Origin of the sequence: Exiguobacterium sp. 17-1 (genome assembly GCF_023096305.1) — a bacterium.
GTDB classification, from domain to species: Bacteria; Bacillota; Bacilli; order Exiguobacteriales; family Exiguobacteriaceae; genus Exiguobacterium_A; species Exiguobacterium_A sibiricum_A.
The window spans coordinates 98,141-118,438 of record NZ_JALIGJ010000003.1 but is presented as its reverse complement, the minus strand read 5'-3'; the positions used below and the strand labels follow the sequence as shown (position 1 = coordinate 118,438).

Genomic DNA, 20,298 nt, shown 5'->3' with positions numbered 1-20,298 from the left:
GAAATTATCAGGTAGTAACATTCCTTTTTGTAAATCATTCTTTGAATTCTCTCAAAAGAGAGAGAAAACTGTTGGCGAAACAGGAAAGAAGAAAAAATAAAAAAAGTGAATACAAGGATTCACTTTTAAAAAAGGGATGATATGTTTTTGTAATATTAAGAAGAACTGAAAAATGAAACGTTTGATGCATCGAGAAAAAGGTTATATGAATTAGTTTTGACTTACTCTTCGTAAATCATTTTCCGAGTCATTCCACCATCGAGAACCAATGTTTCTCCCGTTAAGAAGTCGTTATCAGGATTCGTTAAGAACAAAGCAGCCCGGGCGACATCTTCAGGTTTTCCGACTCGTCCAGCCGGATGCTGGCTATGATCTTCTGGTGAAAGTTCATGATAATTTCCGGTTTCAATCCAGCCGGGGGCAATCGCATTGACTAAAATTCGGTCTGGTCCTAAAGAAACGGCCAAAGCATGCGTCAATGCGACAATCCCGCCTTTAGTAGCCGCGTAAGATTCCGTATCCGGCTCGGACATAAAGGCACGGGTGGAGGCCAAATTGACAATCCGTCCACCGGCCGGGTTTTTCTTCAGGTAAGGAGCAGCGGCTTTTGTTGTTAAAAAGATGCTCCGCAGGTTGGTGTGTTGAACACGGTCCCACTCATCGAGCGATAATTCAAGTAACGGTTTACGAACCATGATGCCGGCATTGTTAATCAGGATATCAATCCGGCCGGTATGTTCGATGGCTTTATCAATCAATAGGTTGACGTCTTGTTCATCTTGAACATCCAGATGATAAAAATAAGCGGTTCCGCCGTCAGCTTCGATTTCCGATGCAAGGTCGTCACCCGTCATTTGATCAATGTCGGCCAAAATGACCGATGCGCCTTCCTTGGCATAACTCTTGGCAAGTGTAGCTCCGATGCCATTAGCAGCACCTGTGATGATGACAGTATGATTGATATGATTCATTGTAAATTCCTCCTGGGGAGTGTGTAGTTGAGTAGACTGCTATAATCAGATAGCCGAAAACGAATCGATTAAAACATACTGGATCCTTGAAGAAAGGATTATCCAGATAGGCATTAGGGAACATAGAAAATAGCTAACGCTATTATTATGTTGAATGGGGGATTTTTGATGGATTTATCAAATCAAAAGCTCGAAACAGAACAAGAAAAATATGCAGATGAAGCTAAAGCGTATATTAATCAACCTAAAAAAACCAATTCGATGCTAAAACGAGCAATTGATAAAATAAATAAAAATTCAAGTTTATCAGTTGTTTTCTCACCGGTTCGCTTGTTTGTCGACATGGTTCGTTCTTACCAGTCAGGTGAATATCGAAATATTCGCCGGACGACGATTTTGAAAGTGATCGGTGCGTTAATTTATCTCGTTTCTCCAATTGATCTGGTCCCTGATTTTGTACTTGGATTTGGTTTTGCGGATGATATCGCCATCGTTCTGTTCGTGACAAAAACGGTGTTTGAAGAATTGACACGTTTTAGTGACTGGCAAGATGAGCAACAAAAAGCAAGCACGCAACCGCTCCAAAGTGAAGATGCGTATTAATTGCATGAATTGATTCTGCCCTGCCACTGACATTGAGTCAGCGACAGGGTTTTTAGTCGTGAAGCCGAACACGATTTCTGTACGCTACCTCAAAAGTTCGTTACACTGGAGTTAGAAGAAAAATCCAGTGAAAGGGGGGGGATCATGGCTTGGCATTCGTGGATTGAATCGTATGGCTATTTCGGAATGATGTTGACGTTGATGTTTCCGTTTTTACCGAGTGAAGTACCGTTAGCTTATGCGGGCTACCTGGTACATACGACGCAATTTAATCTCATTATCATGTTGATTGTCTCAGTACTCAGTTTTGTGATCAGTCAAAACATCTTCTTTACGATTGGTCGGCTCGGAAGTGACCGCTTACTGGCCCGTGTATTTAAATGGTTTCGGATTTCTGAAACGAAGATGAATCAGTTTCAACGTCAAATGGACACACGCGGACGTTTTATCCTGTTGTTGTCACCGATGTGGCGGATGGGATTTGCCATCGGGGCCGGATTGACAGGTGTTTCACGGTTGACGTTCACGATTGCCACGACAATTTCCTTTTTCGCCTGGTCGGCCTTTTTCATTTGGGGCGGGAAAAAACTGGGGCATGGTATGATGGGGCGGCATCATGAACTCCATCACTATACACCTTGGCTCATCGGGTTACTCGTATTTGGAGCCGGATATATCTACTTCCGGAAGAAAACGCTTATGAAAAAACAAAACGCTTTTAAAAAATAGAGGAGTGTTCACATGGCAGTGATTTTATTTGATATCGATGGAACATTGATTGATTCAACCAATCAAATGACAGAGGCAATTCATCTGGCGATGGAAGATATGCCGCATCTTGTCAAACCATCAAAAGAGAGTGTTCAGTCCAGCTATGGTTTGGCAGGAAATGCTTTTTGGAGAAAAGCGATTCCGGATGCTTCAGAAGAAGACATTCGTGCGATTCGAAAAAAACGTCACCATCATCTAGAACAGACGATGGCGGGACAGGATGTTTTGTTTGACGGGATTCGTGAAATGTTAGAAACGTTGACCAAACAAGGACACATCGTTTCGACAGCAAGCAATTGCGGCGTTCACTATTTGAATCTAGTGCTCGACAGTCAAAACATTCGCTCGTATTTTACAAGTCCAAAATGTCTGGAGTCGGTTCAGGGTAAACAAAAAGCCGATATTCTAGCAGCCCATCGAGAAGAATTCGGAGCGGTCGAATATTTGATGGTGGGAGACCGTTCATCGGACGTCGAAGCAGCACGAAACCAACAGATGCCGGTTGCGATTTGCCGGTTCGGCTTCGGAACGGAACAGGAGTGGAATTCGGCTGATTATCAGTTAGGGACACCGATGGACGTATTGAAATACGTATAATAAAGATACAAAAAAGAAGCGATGCTGACAGCGTCGCTTCTTTTTTGTATCAATCAAAATCGAGCCGGTATTGTTCATGATTCGTCCATGGACGGAAACGACGGAATAAGTGGTGGAATAAGAGACAAAGAAGAATCGGTAAAATGATGAAGAGTCCGAAGACAACCGAGATATTGCCCCATGTCCAACCGCCGGTCATTAAATGTAACGCATTGATCGGACCAATCAATCCTGACATGCCGAAACCGGCACTGAACGGTGTTCCTTGAACACCAAGAACGCCAGCCAGTCCGCCGAGAACTGCCGCACTGCACATGACTGGCAGAATCATGATGGGATTTCGGATGAAATTTGCCATTTGGATTTTAGGAGATCCTAAAAAGTGAGCAATGGAAGTGCCTCGTGAATTCGCTTGCCAACCGGCAATCGCAAGTCCGAAACCGGCTGCGCAAACACCTAAGTTGGCAGCACCGGCGGCAACACCGGATAAGCTGATTGCAGTTGCGATTCCGACAGTCGACAACGGTGAGACAATCAGGACAGAGAAGGTGACGGCTAAAGTGATGCCCATTAACACAGGTTGAAGGACTGTAAAATGAGTAATCAACTGACCGATACTGGCAGTGATTTTTGTGACATAAGGATAGGTCAGGACACCGATTCCGCCTGCTCCGACGATGATTAAGGTCGGAATGACGAGGACGGTATACGTTTTAAACCGATTGCCAATCCACAGTACGAGAGCTGTTGCAATGGCAGCCGTTAGTCCGGCATTGATGACATCCCCCGTGCCGACGAATAAGTAACCTGCTGTATCGGTCCGGCTTGCGACACCTGATCCAACGACAGTCGCGAGACCAATCGAGGTAGTTTCGATGGGAGACGTCTTAAACTGCATCGCTACGGCAACACCAATCACCATCGGTAACAAACGCATCGCAAGCGCGGTAGAGTCGATGATATGTTGGGCGGGAGAAAAGTACGGAAGCAAGGCTTTGGCGAGTTCGCCAAGTAAGGCGCCAGGGATAAGTGCAACTAAAATCCCGATACTAAGACCGTTTAACACATGGATTCCGAATTGGCGGTCGAACCGTTTCGAAGTTGTCTTCATAAAAATCACTCCTTATGTATCACTTTTGCGCATAACAGTATAAAAGCGATGAATTGTGTTTAATCATACGAAAGTCTCTGTAGCACGTCAAGGTGAAAATGGAATTTTCTGAAAAAACAAAGGCAAAGTATTCGCACTCACAGGATAGGACTGCTAGAGTGAAAGAGTAAAAATCGGGGAGGGAACAATTATGTCAGAACAACAAATCGTATTAGCCAACAGACCGGACGGACGTCCGACACGGGAGACGTTCCGGTACGAAAAGATTGAACTGAATGAGTTGCAAACGGATCAAGTCTTGTTAGAGACGCTTTATATCTCAGTTGATCCATACATGCGGGGACGAATGAACGATTCCCGTTCTTATTCTCAGCCATTTGAACTGGATGCACCGATTCAAGGAGGCGTAGTCGCACGTGTCATCGAATCAAAAACGGATACACTCGAAGTCGGCGACATCGTCGTCGGAATGCTCGATTGGGCAACAAAATTAGTCGTGGATGCCAAACAAGTCCGTAAAATTGATGCATCACTGGCACCTGTCTCAACGGCACTTGGTGTACTTGGGATGACCGGCATGACGGCTTATTTCGGATTACTGGATATCGGGAATCCACAGTCCGGTGAAACGGTTGTCGTCTCGGCAGCAGCCGGAGCAGTCGGCTCGATTGTCGGACAAATTGCTAAAATCAAAGGTGCACGGGTCGTCGGTATTGCGGGAAGTGATGAAAAAATTCAGTATCTCAAAGAAGAACTTGGATTTGATGAAGTCATCAATTATAAAACGGAACAAATCGGAGAAGCCTTGGACCGGACGTGTCCGGACGGAATCGACGTCTATTTCGAAAATGTCGGCGGGGAAATCGGTGATGCAGTACTCAATCGTTTAAATCCGTTTGCCCGTATTCCAGTCTGTGGAGCAATTTCCGGATACAATGAAAAAACAGATGTTGGTCCACGTGTTCAATCCAAATTGATCATGTCACGCGCACGGATGCAAGGCTTTTTGGTCGGAGATTACGCTAAGCGTTTTAAAGAGGCGGCGGAGCAACTAGGACAATGGGTCAGTAACGGTGAATTAAAGTATGAAGAAACGATTTTTGAAGGGTTTAATCAAGTACCGGATGCGTTTCTTGGACTGTTTGATGGTTCGAATACCGGAAAATTGTTGGTCAAGTTATAAGAAGACGTCAAAAAAGGTTTTGCTTTCCTTTATGGGGGAGCAAAACCTTTTTTTTATGGAAAAACCTATTTATTGATCAGCGGGATCTTTTTGTAATTCTTCCAGATCGGGATCCGGATGCTGTGTTTCAGCCGGTTTGATACCGGGATCAGATGTTTCCGCGGGTTCCGGATCCGGGTGTAAGCCGACATCTGCTGTTTCGTTTGGCAAGTCTTGTTTTTTATCCGTCATGATTCTGTCATCTCCCTTATCATCAATACTTTTACATTTACCCCAATTGATTGTTCTAAAACGAAAAGCGACAGGTTTGAGTTCATTGTTTTGTGCGAAACACGTTGTGAACCAAAACGACTCCACACGTTTACGTCCTGATTTCATGACGAATGTCCGGGAAACCGTTAAAGGCTTCACCAAGTCTTTACAAAAACCTTGCAGATCCTTTAAGTCTCCTTTGAACTGGACTCGTAGACTGATAGGGAGATGAAAGAGAAGGAAGGGTGTATACGCGTGAGTGGACAACAATTTAAAAAAGCAGTCATGAAACAACTTCAGTGGGTACGCGAGGAGAAGCAACGGCTTCAATCGGAATCAAAGGCAAGTGTTGCTTCCATTGAACGTTTACAGAAGCTCCCGGTATTGACGATGAAAACAGGAATCCGACCAAACACTTCCGGACGTCCTTCGACAACAACGGCATATCATGAGCAAAGTAACAGCGGATTGTTACAGGAGATTGCGTATGCAGATATTCCCTTGCAAAGCGGAACGCGTTATTTTGAGCAGCGACCACTGGAAGTCGCCATCGTCTGTTCCGAATTCATGTATGCCTATTATCAAGATGCGCTCCACTTACACTATGTCAATCCGGCAACATTTGAAGAGGTATTTGAAAAACCGATTGACCTTTTCCTAGTCGTATCCTCATGGAAAGGACTACACGGAGACGACTGGAAAGGTGTCGCAACGCCGACCTCCAAAAAACGGGCCCGTCTGATGGAAATGATTCGACAGGTGAAGGCAAAAGAAATACCCGTTGTTTTTCAATCGACAGAGGATCCAAGTAATTTTGAACGTTTTAGTGGTGTGGCCAAGGAAGCGGATTATATTTTGACATCAGACGAAGCCATGATTCCGGAATATCAGGTGTTATGCGGGCATGACCGGATTGAAGCGACGACGTTCGGGGTGAATCCAATCATCCATAATCCGATTGGCGCGACACGCAGTCGAAAAAAACACGTTTTGTTTGCCGGCAGCTGGATGGCAAAGTATCCGGAACGTGTCAAAGACACTGAGATGTTATTTGATGGTGTCTTACGTTCCGACCATACACTTGATATCGTTGACCGCAACTATCAGTTGAATTTACCGGATTATCACTTTCCGGAACGTTATGTCTCGCGTGTCGCACCGTCAATTCCTTATGAGGCATTACAACAAGTCAGTAAGTGTTATGACTGGGTATTGAATTTAAACAGCATTAAATATAGTAAAACGATGTGTGCACGGCGAATTTACGAATCCCAAGCACTCGGAAATCTGATTTTGTCGAATTACAGCATCGCCGTCAATAATGATTTTCCGAACGTGTTTACTGTCCATGATCATCAAGAGGCTCAAGCGATTTTAGAACGGACGACCGAGGATGACGTGAAGCGGCTCCGGGCAGAAGGGATTCGTTCCGTCATGTCGTCCCATACCGTGTATGACCGGATTGATCAGATGACACGTTTGCTGAAGTTGCCGGTCCAACCGTTGCAGCGGAAACTTCTGGTCGTCTTACGCCACGTGACACCGGAACTAAACCGGATGATCGAACACCAAACCGTAACACCGGATTGGATTTACCGCGAAGAAGACCTGACGAAAGAATTATACGGACAGACCGATTTAGTGGCAGTACTCGACGGGGCGGAGTCATATGGAGAGTACTATCTTGAAGATTTAGTGAACGGATTTAAATACAGCGATGCAAGTATTGTCCGTAAAACAGCCCGCGATGAGGTACCGTTTGTCATTCGGGAAGAACAAGGCCAGCCGGTCGGCAGTATGATCTGGCGTGCTGATTTTTCCTATGAACAGTTCAGTGAAGGAAAGATGACAGGAAAAACACTGCTTCTTGATGCACTCGAGTGGAACGAGCAAGGGAAGTCATCTGCTGTTGAAACACCGGTTTTGTCCGTCGTCGTGCCGATTTTTAATAATGGATATCATCTCACATACAAATGTTTTGCCAGCTTAAAACGAATGGAACGATTTGACGAGACGGAAATTATCTTAGTGGATGATGGATCAACAGACCGTATGACTTTACAAGCGATTGATCGTCTCGCGCGACGACACGGCAACGTCGTAACCTATCTGTTCCCGACAGGCGGAAGCGGCAGTGCGTCACGCCCGCGCAATAAGGGCGTCGAACTGGCACGTGCCGAACGGATTGCGTTCCTGGATCCTGATAACGAAGTGTTGAGTGACCGGTATGCCGAATTATTGAGTGAACTCGATCATGACCCGACACTCGATTTTGCAGTCGGACATATGAAAAAGTTGGCAGAAAAAACAAGTATCATCGCCTTACCGAAAGTTCGGAAAGAAGGACGGAAGGTCTGTGAGCAACCCAAAACATATTTGCTCGAGAACCGTTTTTCCGTTCAAAGTATTCAGGCGTTAGTCGTTAAGAAGAGCTTTTTGCAGGAACACCAGCTGGAACAAGTCGTTGGTGCAGTCGGACAAGACTCATTGTTTTTCCAAGAAATGATGTTACATGCGGACCGTGTCTTACTCGTCAACCGAGTCATTCATTATTACTATGCCGCAGTAGCGGGTTCGACCGTCAACTCCTTGACAGTTCGCTTCTTTGAACGCAGCGTCGTCCGGGAAAAGGCCCGGGCTGAGAAGTTTGCACGTTATGGTGTCCTGGATGCGTATAAAGAAACCCGTTTCGAACACTTTTTTGAACATTGGTATTTGGTAAAACTTCGTTACTGCAGTGATAAAGATTTTGGTCCGAGCGTCGCGCTTCTCCGAATGATTATCGCTTTTTATGAACCGATGACATTAACGAATCCGTTGATCCGCCGATTCGTTGAACTTGCGGATAAAAAACAGACCGATGCAATCCAAGCATTGTTATTAGAGGAGGTACGGTGATGCCGACAAAACAGATGACGCGACCAAAAGATGAAATCCGTGCTGCTTATTATGATCAACTCGGAGTCCAGTTCGGAAAAAAAGTCCGGTCACGGATTCACTGGATTATTCGCGAGACAAAGGGCAGTCAGATTCTCGACATCGGTTGTTCAGGAGGGCTCGTCCCGATTTTACTAGGTCGTGAAGGGAAACAGGTTGTGGGAATCGATGTCTCACCGGAAGCCATCACAGAGTCGAGGAATGCACTGGAGAAAGAAGCACGTTCGGTCAAAGAATTGATTCAGTTTGAAGAAGAAAATCTGATGACGTTTTCGACCAGCCAACGTTTTGACACGGTCTTGATGACGGAAGTTCTCGAGCATATCGGCGAACCAGAACGGTTTGTCCAAAAAGCATGTTCATTCCTGAAACCGGGTGGACGGCTTGTCGTAACGGTTCCGTTTGGTGTCAATGACTATGCCGACCATAAGCGGACTTATTATTTACGTCATTTGTTAGAGCAATTGACACCCTATGGAACGATTGATCGATTGGAGCGGATGGACAAGTGGTTAGGCGTGATTGTGACGCTTCATGAGGAAAAACAACCGGTCCGTAGTATGACGAATCAAGAAATCGACTGGTTGGAAACGGCTTTTGAAGCAATCGAGCGGATGCATTTGACTGAAATCGTTCGATTAAAAAACCAGCAAAAGAAATGGGAGCAGAAACAGTTGAAACAGCAGGTCAACGAGCAGGAATATGCGGAGTTATCATCAGAACATGAGCGGCTGTTACAACAAGTGACCGAACAAGAAGAAACGATTGCACTGTTGGCACAACAGTATCAGTTGGTCCTCGAACGGTATGAAGGAGCACTTGTGTCGAATCTGGATGTCTTGGAGGCGAATACACAATGGAAATTAAAATACCGATCACTGGCAAATTCAAAGCTTGGAAAAATCGCCGTCCGTTACTGGAAGTTCCGACGAAAGCTCAAACAAAGACGGGCCCGGAGATGATGAATGTCTTGATGATCTGTCAGAATTTTTATCCTGAAATCGGCAGTGCCGCCAACCGGATGAAAAACATCTTTAAACGGATGGAACAACAAGGCAGTGACGTGCATGTCCTGACATCAGAACCACTGTACCCGACGGCGGAATTGTATACGGATGCGATGTTTTGGGACGAACCAAGTTTGGATGCGGCTAACATTACCCGGATTCAACCACGGGATCTACGGGCGACGACAAACTTATGGCGACGGCTACGGTTGTTTTTAGAACAGTTTGTCTTGGCGGTCCGGGAAGTACGGCAGGATAAAAAACAGTATAGCTACATCTATGCGACGACGCCTTCCATCTTCATGGGACTGGTTGGAGTCGTTGCCAAGTTCATCAAAAAAGCACCACTCGTGTTAGACGTCCGCGATTTGTGGCCGGAATCATTGGTCGGTGTCGGAATCACGAAGTCACGCTTGCTGCTCGCGCCGCTCTACTGGCTTGAAAAATGGATGTATCATCGAGCCGATCAAATTGTCATCAACAGTGAAGGATTTCGTTCGTATATCGAAAGCAAAGGAATTGCCCCGGAGAAAATTCATTACATTCCGAATTCAATCGAAGAAAACGAATGGTTGATTAAACGGCGGAAAGTATCGGAGCAAGTCCGCGTCGTCTATACCGGAAATATCGGGTTGGCGCAGGACGTATTCTTATTACTTGATGTAGCGGAGCGATTAAAAGAGGATTCAAAAATTGAATTTCATGTCGTCGGATACGGCTATCATAAAGAAAAATTTGAAGAACATGTCTTAAAACGCGGACTGACGAATATTCATTTCATGAATGCGATGCCGAGATGGGACGCGCTGAAACAACTTGCCAAAAGTGATATCGCCTTTGCGACATTAGTCGAGAGTACAGCATTCGATACAGTGACGCCAGGAAAAATCATCGACTATATGGCAATGGGCTGTGCGATTGTCGGAGCCGTTTCAGGACATGCTGCGAAAGTGATTGAAGAGGCCGGAGCAGGATTCGTCTCACGGGAGCGTTGTCGCGAGACAATCGTCGGACAAATCCGTTATCTCGCAGAACATCCGGAAGCGCGTGAAGAAATGGGTCAATCGGGTGTAGCGTATGTCCAGACCCATTTTGACTGGGAACAAAATCAGGAACGATTGTTTGAAGCCATTCGAAAAACCAATTTCCAAGTAGTAGGGGTGAGTAAATGAGACGGGTCGGGATGTTTGTTTGGAATACGTTTACGAATGATGCACGTGTTTTACGGGAGTGTACAGCGCTCGCGGAAGCAGGGAATCACGTCGATTTATATTGCCTCAATGATGGCACATTACCAGCAATGGAGTATCATCCGGCTGGCTTTCGAATCATCCGAATTGAACGGACACCTCCTTTTGAAACAATCCTTCGTCGTCTGAAGAAGCGTAACCCGGTTACGCTTCTGGCTGGCGCAGGATTGTTCTTGTTCATTCCCTGGCTGATTCCGATTGTAGTGATTCTGTACGTGTTGCAGAAAAGTCGGTTTATCCGCTATGCGCTTTATAACAGCTTCGGCATTGTCCGGATGACACGGGCAGCACGTAAGCGAAACTACGATATCATGCATGCCAACGATTTAAATACATTACCGCAAGCGATTTTAGCGGCGAAAGGTGCGAAAATCGTCTACGATTCGCATGAAGTCCAGACGGATCGGACGGGATATGGAAGAGGACAAGGCGGATTGGAACGTCACTTATTACGATTTGTGGATCGGACGATGGTTGAAAATGAGACACGGGCCGACTATCACGAAGCACTTTATGGAGAGCGTCCGGCCGTGTTGCACAATTATCCGTTCTATCAAGAAACGGTACCAGAAGCACGCCCGCTACATGAAGAACTTGGGATTGAAGAAAAAGAACCGATTTTATTGTATCAAGGCGGTATTCAGGAAGGACGGGGGCTCGAGCGGTTGATTGCTGCGATGCCTTTGATCCGAAACGGCACACTGCTGTTCATTGGCGACGGGAAAATCAAGCCGGAGCTTCAACGGCTAGCGTCTCAATCCTCAGAACGAGAACGTATTTATTTTATTGATAAGGTGCCGCTTGATCAGTTACCGAGCTATACAGCAGCGGCGACGGTCGGGTTTCAAGTGTTACAAAACGTGTGCTTTAACCATTATTCGGCATCTTCGAATAAGTTATTTGAATACATGTCAGCTCTTGTGCCGGTCGTGGCAGCCGATTTACCGGAAATCCGTCGTGTCGTCGAGGCAGAGGCCGTCGGACTGCTCGTTGACGTTGAATCGTCGCAAGCGATTGCCGCTGCCGTCAATCAAATCGTCGAGGAGGACGGGTTACGCCAGGCGATGAAAGAACGAACAAAGCAGGCACGGCAGAAATACAACTGGGATAAAGAAAAAGACCGATTATTGACTGTCTATCATGAATTAATGAAGTGAATGAACGAGAACAGAGGCAGGAAACAACAAAGATGCAGGTAATTCCACGCTGAAGAACAATGGAATGGACCGGATTGTGTTGTTTCTCTCGCGAATGCAACAAAAGTTCGTTGTTTATTTACAAGCTTTACAAAAAGCATAGGAAAAGGGTGGAATGTAAGGTCTGTGAAGAATGCTTTAAGAGATGGTTAGAACCATTGGAAACACAAGCAATTGTCGTTATGGTCTAGGTACAGCCACGACACAGTCAGTTTTTTTCTGACGTGAAGGACTAACTCGTACCTAGATGGAGGAATGACAAAATGAAACTTTGTACAATCGGACTCGGATATATTGGATTACCTTCTTCAGCCATGTTTGCAGATCACGGAACGGACGTCGTCGGGGTAGATATTGACCCGCGCATCGTCAAGATGTTGAATGCGGGAGATATTCACATCGAAGAGCCGGGACTTGAGGAAGTTATCAAACGTGTCGTCGCAAACGGAAAATTTCGGGCGACATTGACACCGGAACCGGCAGATGTCTTTTTGATTGCCGTACCGACACCAAATTTAAATGACACATACAAGTCGTGTGACTTGAAGTACGTGATAGCAGCAGTTCGGAACATGTTGCCGCACGTTCAAAAAGGAAATGTCATCATCGTTGAATCGACGATCGCGCCAAGGACGATGGATGATCATGTCCGTCCGTTGATTGAAGCAGCCGGTTTCGTCATCGGGAAAGACGTCTTCGTCGTTCATTGTCCGGAACGTGTACTTCCGGGACAAATCCTCCATGAACTCATTCACAACAACCGAATTGTCGGCGGATTGACACCGGCTTGCGCGGATGCCGGAGCAGCGGTCTACGAGACGTTTGTCCAAGGTGAAATCGTCAAGACGGATGCAAAGACGGCAGAAATGTCGAAGCTGATGGAAAATACGTTCCGCGATGTCAACATCGCGTTAGCCAACGAACTGACGCAAGTCTGCCATAAGCTCGAAATCAACGTGCTGGACGTGATTGAGATGGCGAACATGCATCCACGTGTCAACTTGCATCATCCGGGACCGGGCGTCGGGGGACACTGCCTGGCAGTCGACCCTTACTTCATTGTCGCCAAAGCCCCATCCCTTGCACGGATCATCCATACGGCGCGGGAAACGAATGTCAACATGCCGCACTTCGTCGCAGAGCAGGCAGAGCGCCTTGTTTCTTCGCGTGTTCGGCCGAAAATTGCTGTCTTTGGCGTCACGTATAAAGGAAATGTTGATGATATGCGGGAGAGCCCAGCTGTTGATGTGATTGAACAATTGATTGACCGTGGACTGGATGTCGCAGTTTGCGATCCGCATGTCGAACGTTCGATTTCTTCACGCTTTGAGCTGGTCGATGAGATTGAAGCCATTCAAGGAGCGGATCTTGCCCTTGTCTTAGTCGACCATGATGAGTTCAAACGTTTTGACTCACGCCGTCTTGCCAACCAGATGCGGACACCGCTCTTATTTGATACGAAAGGAATCGTCCAGCCGCTTGAAGATGTCACAGTCCTGAACTTCGGTAACCTGCATACGCATCAAACGACGGAAGTGGACGCAAAAGCAATATGAACGGGATTAGTACAATCGGGAAAGAGTTGAAAGATCATTTTTATCTGATCTTTCGTCTTTCACTTTATGAAACAAAAAGTCTATACAGCATGCAATATCTCGGTTGGTTTTGGGAAATCATGACGCCGCTCCTACAAATTGGCGTTTACTGGATTGTCTTTGGTTTCGGGATTCGCGGCGGACATCCCGTTGACGGAATTCCATTTGTCTTTTGGTTGGTCAGTGGATTGATTGCCTGGTTTTTCATCGGTAGTACGATTCCGAGCGGTTCACGTTCGATTTACGGTCGGGTCGCCTTAGTCTCGAAGATGCACTTTCCGCTTAGTACAATCCCGGCGTATGTCATCTTGGCGCAGTTCTATCGCCATCTTGCCATGATTGCCTTGACGATTATTCTTGGTATGGCATTCGGCTATTTTCCGGGCTGGCATACGTTTGAATTGTTCTATATCGTTCCCGCAGGTGTCATTTTCCTGTATGCCGTCTCGCTGTTATTATCGGCACTGGCGACAATGATTCGCGATGTCCAAAACATGGTGACGTCTGCAATCCGGATGTTGATGTACTTGACGCCCATCATGTGGATACCACCGGAACACAGTCTGTTTAAGACGTTGTTGATGATTAATCCTCTCGTCTATTTGATTGAAGGATACCGCTCGGCACTGATCGGAACCGGTTATTTACTCGATCATGTCTGGTACGGTCTCTACTTTTGGACGGTGACATCTGTGCTGTTGGTAGTCGGAGCAGCGGTCCATCTGAGATTCCGCCGGTACTTCATTGATTACGTCTAGGAGGAGAAAACATGAGTCACGTCGTATTTGAAAATGTTTCAAAACGTTACGTCTTATATTCACGCCCAATCGATAAATTAAAAGAAGTGTTGTTCGGTAAAGTCAGCGGGAAGCCATTTTATGCCTTAAAAAACGTCTCGTTTTCCGTCAAGCAAGGTGAAATTGTCGGAGTGGTCGGAATTAACGGGAGTGGTAAATCAACATTGTCTCACCTGCTTGCGAACGTCACGCCGCCGACATACGGTCGGGTGACACTTGGTGGGAAATCAGCATTGATCGCGATTTCGAGTGGTCTGAACAACCAATTGACCGGGCGGGATAACATCGAACTTAAAGGATTGATGATGGGATTGAATAAAAAACAGATTCAAGCCATCACACCGGAAATTCTCGAGTTCGCAGATATTGGGGACTTCATCGATCAGGCGGTCAAAACTTACTCGAGCGGTATGCGGGCGCGGCTTGGTTTTGCGATCTCGATTAACATCAATCCGGACATCTTGATTATCGATGAAGCCTTGTCAGTCGGTGACCAGACGTTTACGGAAAAATGTCTGGATAAGATGCGGGAGTTTCGTGATCAAGGAAAAACAATCTTTTTTGTCAGCCATTCCTTAAATCAAGTCAAAAGTTTTTGTACGAAAGTCCTTTGGCTCGAGTATGGAGAAGTCCGGATGTTTGGTCCAACAACGGAAACGATGGCGGAGTATAATAAGTACCTTTACTGGTACAAGCAACTTACGAAAAAACAAGCGGCACATTATGTTACGAAAAAACGAACAGGACGAAGTGATGAGATCGAGCGTTCCGAACGCGGTGAAACGATCGAATTGTCGTCATGAATAACGGATAGGGGATGGAACGAATGAAACGAGTCATGTTAGTGTTCGGAACGAGACCGGAAGCAATCAAGATGGCACCTGTCGTCAAAGCATTGGAGAAACGAGAAGGAGTCGAACCGATTGTCGTCGTGACGGCACAACACCGGGAGATGCTGGATCAAGTCCTTGAACTGTTCCAAATCGTTCCGGATCATGATTTAGATTTGATGCGTCCACGCCAGACACTCGAAGAGATGACAGCACGGATTTTAAATGCGATGCGCCGTGTCCTGGAAAAAGAGCAACCGGATTTGGTGTTGGTCCATGGGGATACGACAACGACATTCGCCGCCTCGCTGGCCGCTTTTTACCAACAGATTCCGGTTGGGCATGTCGAAGCCGGTTTACGGACGTATCAGAAGTATGCCCCATTCCCGGAAGAGATGAATCGTCAATTGACAGGTGTACTCGCTGATTACCATTTTGCTCCGACGGATCAGGCAGCGGAAAATTTACGCTTGGAAAACAAACAAAGTCCGATCATCGTGACAGGAAATACGGTCATCGACGCTTTAAAAACAACGGTTTCTGCTGATTACACGCATCCCGTTTTGAAAAGTCTTGCAGCAAGTGGCCGTAAGCTGATTCTGTTGACCGTTCACCGCCGGGAAAATCATCTGCAATTACCACAGATTTTTGATGCGATTGAACGATTGGCAGACAGTCATCCGGATATCGAAATCATCTATCCGGTCCATCCGAATCCGGTTGTACTTGAAGCGGCCGAACAATTGAAGAATCATCCGCGCATTCAATTGATTGAGCCACTCGATGTATTCGATTTTCATAACTTGGCAGCCCGGGCGACGTTGATCTTGACCGATTCTGGTGGCATTCAAGAAGAAGCCCCTTCGTTAGGTGTTCCGGTTCTCGTATTACGTGAGACGACGGAACGTCCGGAAGGTGTGGAAGCCGGTACATTGAAGCTCGTCGGAACAGATCCAGAACGTATTTATACAGCCGGTCATCAATTGCTGACAGATCCGATTGCGTACGAAGCGATGGCACAAGCTGCGAATCCCTATGGAGACGGGCATGCGGCAGAGCGGATTGTCGATGCCATTTTAAGTGAGGTACCGGTATGAGTTCACGACCACTTGAACTGGCGAGTTATCAATTTTTCCCGCAAGGCAACCGGGAAAAGATTTTACTCGAAGAAGATGGAAAAGAGGTCTGGTTTGATTTTCAAGAAGCTGATCCGACAGATAAATTGTACATCCAATTGTTTGATCAAGGATTTCAGTATCCTCCGTCAAAATTGTATCGGTCAGACGCTTCCTTTGAACAAGCGGAGACAATCACACTTACTTGTGAATTAGAAACAACCGAACCGTGTGATATTCAAATCTTTAAGATGCAGTACGGACAAAAAAAACGGATGCATTCCGAAACGGAGTGGTTGACGGTGAACGGTCCGACTACATGTGCCTTTCAACTGAATCGAGTTAAAGGAGCGGACTATTTCAAAATCGCATTCAAATTTTTACTTGAAGGGGACATGCGGGTCCGGTTGATGATGTTACACATCAATCGGCTTGTTCCGCTCAAACAGGAGGAATCCTATCATGTTATTTAGTTCAACGATTTTTCTATTTTTATTTCTGCCGACGGTACTGATTGTCTATTATCTGTTGCCGAGAAGCTTTCGAAATGGCTGGCTCCTCGTAGCAAGCCTTTTCTTTTATGCGTTTGGTGAACCGCGATTTGCATTATTGATGCTGTTAAGTGTCGGCATCAATTATTTCTTTGCATTATTCGTAGACGTCTACCGTCACCGTATCGGTGTGAAGTGGATCATGTTCAGCATGATTGCTGTCAATTTAGGATTACTTGGCTGGTTCAAGTACAGCGGTTTTTTTGTTCAGTCTGTCAATAAGACGTTTCATGCCGATTTTTTTGTTCCGGAAATCGTTTTACCGCTCGGAATTTCCTTCTATACATTTCACGCGATGAGTTATGTCATCGATATTTACAAGGAAAAGGAAGCCGTGCAAAAAAATCCGCTTGATTTAGCATTGTATATCGCCTTTTTCCCGCAACTGGTCGCAGGACCGATCGTCCGCTACAACACGATTGCGAGTCAGATTGAATCCCGTCAAGAAACCGTGTCGGACTTCTCGAAAGGGGTCCGCCGATTCATCATCGGATTATCAAAAAAGTTGATTTTAGCAAATGGCTGCGGTCAAGTAGCAGATGCCATTTTTGACATGAAGGATTTATCAATGGGGCTTGCATGGATTGGGATCATTGCTTACGCCCTGCAGATCTATTTTGATTTTTCCGGATACAGTGACATGGCAATCGGACTTGCATTAATGTTCGGCTTTCATTTTCTTGAAAACTTCAACTATCCGTATATTTCGAAATCAGTGTCTGAATTTTGGCGTCGCTGGCACATTTCACTTGGGTCATGGTTTCGGGATTATGTGTACATTCCGCTTGGAGGGAACCGGGTTTCACCCTGGAGACAATACCGGAACCTCGGAATCGTCTGGATGTTGACTGGACTTTGGCATGGAGCGAGCTGGACGTTCGTTGCCTGGGGCGTCTATTACGGGATTTGGATCATGCTTGAAAAAGCATTTCTCGGGAAATTATTGGCGCGAGTCCCGGTACTGGCAACGGTCTGGACACTCGTATTGGTTCTGGTCGGTTGGGTCTTTTTCAGATCGGAAACGTTCCCGGAAGCCATCACGTATATTCAGGCAATGTTTATGCCGGACGTACTTTGGGATGACCGTGCGAGTTACCAACTTGTCCAAAACGGTGTCATCTTAGCACTAGCATGTCTTGCCGCAACACCAATTCCAAAATGGATTGGAGAACGATTTGTCCAGTCATCGGGCAAAATCGGGCAGACGTTGCAATATGGGTATGCGATGGTTTTGTTGTTCCTCGCGACATCTGCGCTGGTTGCAAGTACATTCAATCCCTTCATTTATTTCCGTTTTTAGAGAGGAGGAACACCAGTGGCGCAACCTATTGAAAAGAATCAGAAACAGCCACAACCGGGAACTACGTTTGAGAAAAAGATGATGTGGCTGACGATCATCAGTTTTTTTGTCATTTTGCTGACGATCGGAATTGGAACGATTCTTCGCGACGACCGTGTCAGTTCCCAACTTGAAAATCGAACACTTGCACAATCCGTTCAACCGACTATGCAAGGAGTGGCTTCCGGTGAGGATATGCTGAAGATGGAAAGCTATTTTGCGGATCAGTTGTTGTTACGTGGTACTCTCGTTGAAATGCAGGCACGTCTATCGAAAAATCTTTTTCAACAGCCGTTTCGAAATGGGATCTACACTGCTAAAAACGGCTATATGATTGAACCGAGTCAAGCGGCACAACCGGTCATTCCGGGTGCTTTTCAACAGTTCACGAAAGATGTTGATCGGCCGGTCTACTTCGCACTTGCACCATCCAAGACCGTTATTGCGGAACGGGATGGAATCATTCCGGACTATGTCGCCTCAAACGCTGAGCAACGGTACAAGACGATGCAAGCCGGCTTTATGAAAGCAGGAATTACATCGATTCCCCTTGATGCGTTAAAGCTGACGGATTACTTTAAGACAGACCATCACTGGAACATAGATGGTGCCTATCAAGCGTATGACGAGATCATTCGCACGGTTGGAAAAACAGAGCCGACCTTAAAAAAAGTTGCAATGGATCCTCAGGCAAAACGGTCATCGGAACATCCGTATTTTGGTTCACTCGCCCGTAAGACAACGCTTGCGTATGCGAGTGCAGGAGACAAGATTGAATACTACGATGCCAATCAATTTAACGGCATTGACGTCTGTTACGACAACGTATGCGGTCAACCGCTGATTGATGAGCAATTCATTAAAGAAGAGGGGGATTATGCTGATCGTTATGAAGTGTTCATGCGTGGTAACCATGGCATTTTATCGATGTCATCGAAGACGAAAGGACCAAAGCTGCTTGTCCTCAAAGACTCGTTTGCGAATCCCGTCCTTCCGTTTCTCGCGAACAGTGCCAATCTTGAGGTCGTCGATATCCGCTATGTCAACAAAGATTTTGATGCCTCTGAATTTGCGAAGCAAAAAAACGTTGATGCCATCGTCTTTTTACACAATGCAAATATCGCCGGATTAATGAAGACGTATCAGCAGAAATTATAGGAGGTACCGCTGTGAAATCACGTTTGCGAAAGAGGCGACCTTGGATCGGGTGGCGCGTAATCAGTGCATTGTTATTAGCATGCATCTTGATTGTCAGCGCTACGACCGGGTATGCTTTTTTAAAATTACAGCATACGGCGGACGGTTTCATTACTCCGCTAAAAGGGCAAAAAAAGCTCCCGCTTGAAGTGATGCAACCGGTCAATGTCTTATTGATTGGTGTTGATGAACGAAAAAACGACCCGGGGCGGGCAGATGCCATCATGTTATTGTCGTTTAACCCGAAAACACAAAAAGCGACCTCACTTTCAATTCCGCGTGATATGCAGGTGACACTTGCAGATGGTGCAAAGACCAAAATCAATCATACCTATGCCTATGGTGGGGTGGAAGAGACGATTGAGACCGTCGAACAGACATTCGATGTCAAGATTCCATATTATGCCAAAATCAATATGGAAGGTCTGATTGAGCTGGTGGATGCCGTTGGTGGAGTGACCGTTGATAATCCGTCCGCTTTTAGTTGGAACGACCGGCGTTTACAAAAAAACTATGCCGAAGGAAAGATCAAACTGACCGGACTCGAGGCGAGCGGTTATGCACGTATGCGGAAACAAGATCCGCTTGGCGACATGGGGCGGCAAATCCGTCAACGGCAGGTACTCGAAGCTGTTGGTATGAAGCTTGCCGGACCCGATATTTTGACAAACTTAGAAGAAGTCAGTCGGGTCTTGAAAAACAACTTTAGTACAAATATCACGTTTTCCGAAGCATCCCAACTCGCACAAGAAAATCAGACAGGATTCGAGCGTTTAAAACCGTTAAAACTCGAAGGCGAAGGATATATCGCAAGTGACGGTGTCTGGTACTTTTTTGCTTCGGATCACTCGATGCAAGTCACGAAGCAGGCAATCAATGAAGTGACGGATCGTCAATCAAAATGAGTATGTAAGAGGATGACTGAGAAGTCATCCTCTTTTTTTAGTGGTCATTCGTCCCTGTTGGTCCAAAAGTCTTATTTTCTTTAGCGAACTA

Annotated in this window: 19 protein-coding genes; 16 read left to right on the top strand and 3 right to left on the bottom strand. The window is 46.0% G+C overall.

Features of this window, described 5'->3' with window-relative positions:
• Positions 1-221 precede the first annotated feature (221 nt).
• The gene (locus tag MUN34_RS10270; RefSeq protein WP_026829008.1) at positions 222-971 is read right to left on the bottom strand and encodes an SDR family NAD(P)-dependent oxidoreductase; all 750 of its coding nucleotides are present in this window, start codon (positions 969-971) and stop codon (positions 222-224) included.
• 168 nt (positions 972-1,139) lie between these two features.
• On the opposite strand from MUN34_RS10270, the gene MUN34_RS10265 reads away from it, so the two are divergent.
• The 3 genes from MUN34_RS10265 (at position 1,140) to MUN34_RS10255 (ending at position 2,942) form a co-directional block, all read left to right on the top strand.
• The gene (locus tag MUN34_RS10265) at positions 1,140-1,574 is read left to right on the top strand and encodes a YkvA family protein (protein ID WP_026829007.1); all 435 of its coding nucleotides are present in this window, start codon (positions 1,140-1,142) and stop codon (positions 1,572-1,574) included.
• A 144-nt stretch (positions 1,575-1,718) separates the two neighbouring features.
• Positions 1,719-2,303, top strand: coding sequence for a DedA family protein (locus tag MUN34_RS10260; RefSeq protein WP_026829006.1), 585 nt, complete (start codon positions 1,719-1,721; stop codon positions 2,301-2,303).
• 12 nt (positions 2,304-2,315) lie between these two features.
• Entirely contained in the window at positions 2,316-2,942 is a 627-nt protein-coding gene (locus MUN34_RS10255) for an HAD family hydrolase (protein WP_247857728.1), read from the top strand.
• Positions 2,943-2,991: 49 nt separating this feature from the next.
• On the opposite strand, the gene MUN34_RS10250 is transcribed toward MUN34_RS10255, so the two are convergent.
• Positions 2,992-4,053, bottom strand: a complete 1,062-nt coding sequence (locus tag MUN34_RS10250) for a PTS sugar transporter subunit IIC (RefSeq protein WP_026829004.1) — start codon at positions 4,051-4,053, stop codon at positions 2,992-2,994.
• 190 nt (positions 4,054-4,243) lie between these two features.
• Between MUN34_RS10250 and MUN34_RS10245 the strand changes: the two genes are divergently transcribed.
• Positions 4,244-5,236, top strand: coding sequence for an NADP-dependent oxidoreductase (locus MUN34_RS10245; protein WP_247857727.1), 993 nt, complete (start codon positions 4,244-4,246; stop codon positions 5,234-5,236).
• 69 nt (positions 5,237-5,305) lie between these two features.
• Here the strand turns inward: MUN34_RS10245 and MUN34_RS10240 are convergent, their stop codons facing one another.
• Positions 5,306-5,467, bottom strand: a complete 162-nt coding sequence (locus MUN34_RS10240; RefSeq protein ID WP_200868722.1) for a hypothetical protein — start codon at positions 5,465-5,467, stop codon at positions 5,306-5,308.
• Between the two features lie 276 nt (positions 5,468-5,743).
• Between MUN34_RS10240 and MUN34_RS10235 the strand changes: the two genes are divergently transcribed.
• The 12 genes from MUN34_RS10235 (at position 5,744) to MUN34_RS10180 (ending at position 20,207) form a co-directional block, all read left to right on the top strand.
• Positions 5,744-8,386 carry a glycosyltransferase gene (locus tag MUN34_RS10235; RefSeq protein WP_247857726.1) on the top strand — a complete coding sequence of 881 codons (2,643 nt, stop codon included), beginning with the start codon at positions 5,744-5,746 and terminating at the stop codon, positions 8,384-8,386.
• Entirely contained in the window at positions 8,386-9,387 is a 1,002-nt protein-coding gene (locus MUN34_RS10230) for a methyltransferase domain-containing protein (protein ID WP_026829001.1), read from the top strand. The genes MUN34_RS10235 and MUN34_RS10230 overlap by 1 nt, the downstream gene beginning before the upstream one ends.
• Positions 9,282-10,604: a glycosyltransferase family 4 protein gene (locus MUN34_RS10225; protein ID WP_235188877.1), complete on the top strand. Its 1,323-nt coding sequence runs from the start codon at positions 9,282-9,284 to the stop codon at positions 10,602-10,604. The genes MUN34_RS10230 and MUN34_RS10225 overlap by 106 nt, the downstream gene beginning before the upstream one ends.
• Positions 10,601-11,839: a glycosyltransferase gene (locus MUN34_RS10220; RefSeq protein WP_247857725.1), complete on the top strand. Its 1,239-nt coding sequence runs from the start codon at positions 10,601-10,603 to the stop codon at positions 11,837-11,839. Before MUN34_RS10225 ends, MUN34_RS10220 begins: the two co-directional genes overlap by 4 nt.
• Before the next feature lie 302 nt (positions 11,840-12,141).
• Positions 12,142-13,434 carry a nucleotide sugar dehydrogenase gene (locus MUN34_RS10215; protein WP_247857724.1) on the top strand — a complete coding sequence of 431 codons (1,293 nt, stop codon included), beginning with the start codon at positions 12,142-12,144 and terminating at the stop codon, positions 13,432-13,434.
• Positions 13,431-14,231: an ABC transporter permease gene (locus MUN34_RS10210; protein ID WP_247857723.1), complete on the top strand. Its 801-nt coding sequence runs from the start codon at positions 13,431-13,433 to the stop codon at positions 14,229-14,231. The genes MUN34_RS10215 and MUN34_RS10210 overlap by 4 nt, the downstream gene beginning before the upstream one ends.
• 11 nt (positions 14,232-14,242) lie before the next feature.
• Positions 14,243-15,073, top strand: coding sequence for an ABC transporter ATP-binding protein (locus MUN34_RS10205; RefSeq protein ID WP_247857722.1), 831 nt, complete (start codon positions 14,243-14,245; stop codon positions 15,071-15,073).
• A gap of 14 nt (positions 15,074-15,087) precedes the next feature.
• Entirely contained in the window at positions 15,088-16,197 is a 1,110-nt protein-coding gene (gene wecB / locus MUN34_RS10200) for a non-hydrolyzing UDP-N-acetylglucosamine 2-epimerase (RefSeq protein WP_026828995.1), read from the top strand.
• Positions 16,194-16,688 (top strand): hypothetical protein, encoded by a 495-nt coding sequence (locus MUN34_RS10195; RefSeq protein WP_114596417.1) that lies wholly within the window; start codon positions 16,194-16,196, stop codon positions 16,686-16,688. Before wecB ends, MUN34_RS10195 begins: the two co-directional genes overlap by 4 nt.
• A complete protein-coding gene (locus tag MUN34_RS10190; RefSeq protein WP_026828993.1) occupies positions 16,678-18,066 on the top strand; it encodes an MBOAT family O-acyltransferase in 1,389 nt (462 codons plus the stop codon). The genes MUN34_RS10195 and MUN34_RS10190 overlap by 11 nt, the downstream gene beginning before the upstream one ends.
• 15 nt (positions 18,067-18,081) lie before the next feature.
• Positions 18,082-19,263, top strand: coding sequence for a DHHW family protein (locus MUN34_RS10185; protein WP_247857721.1), 1,182 nt, complete (start codon positions 18,082-18,084; stop codon positions 19,261-19,263).
• A gap of 11 nt (positions 19,264-19,274) precedes the next feature.
• Complete coding sequence (locus MUN34_RS10180; protein WP_026828991.1) at positions 19,275-20,207, top strand: LCP family protein; 933 nt, start codon at positions 19,275-19,277, stop codon at positions 20,205-20,207.
• The last annotated feature ends 91 nt before the right edge of the window (positions 20,208-20,298 follow it).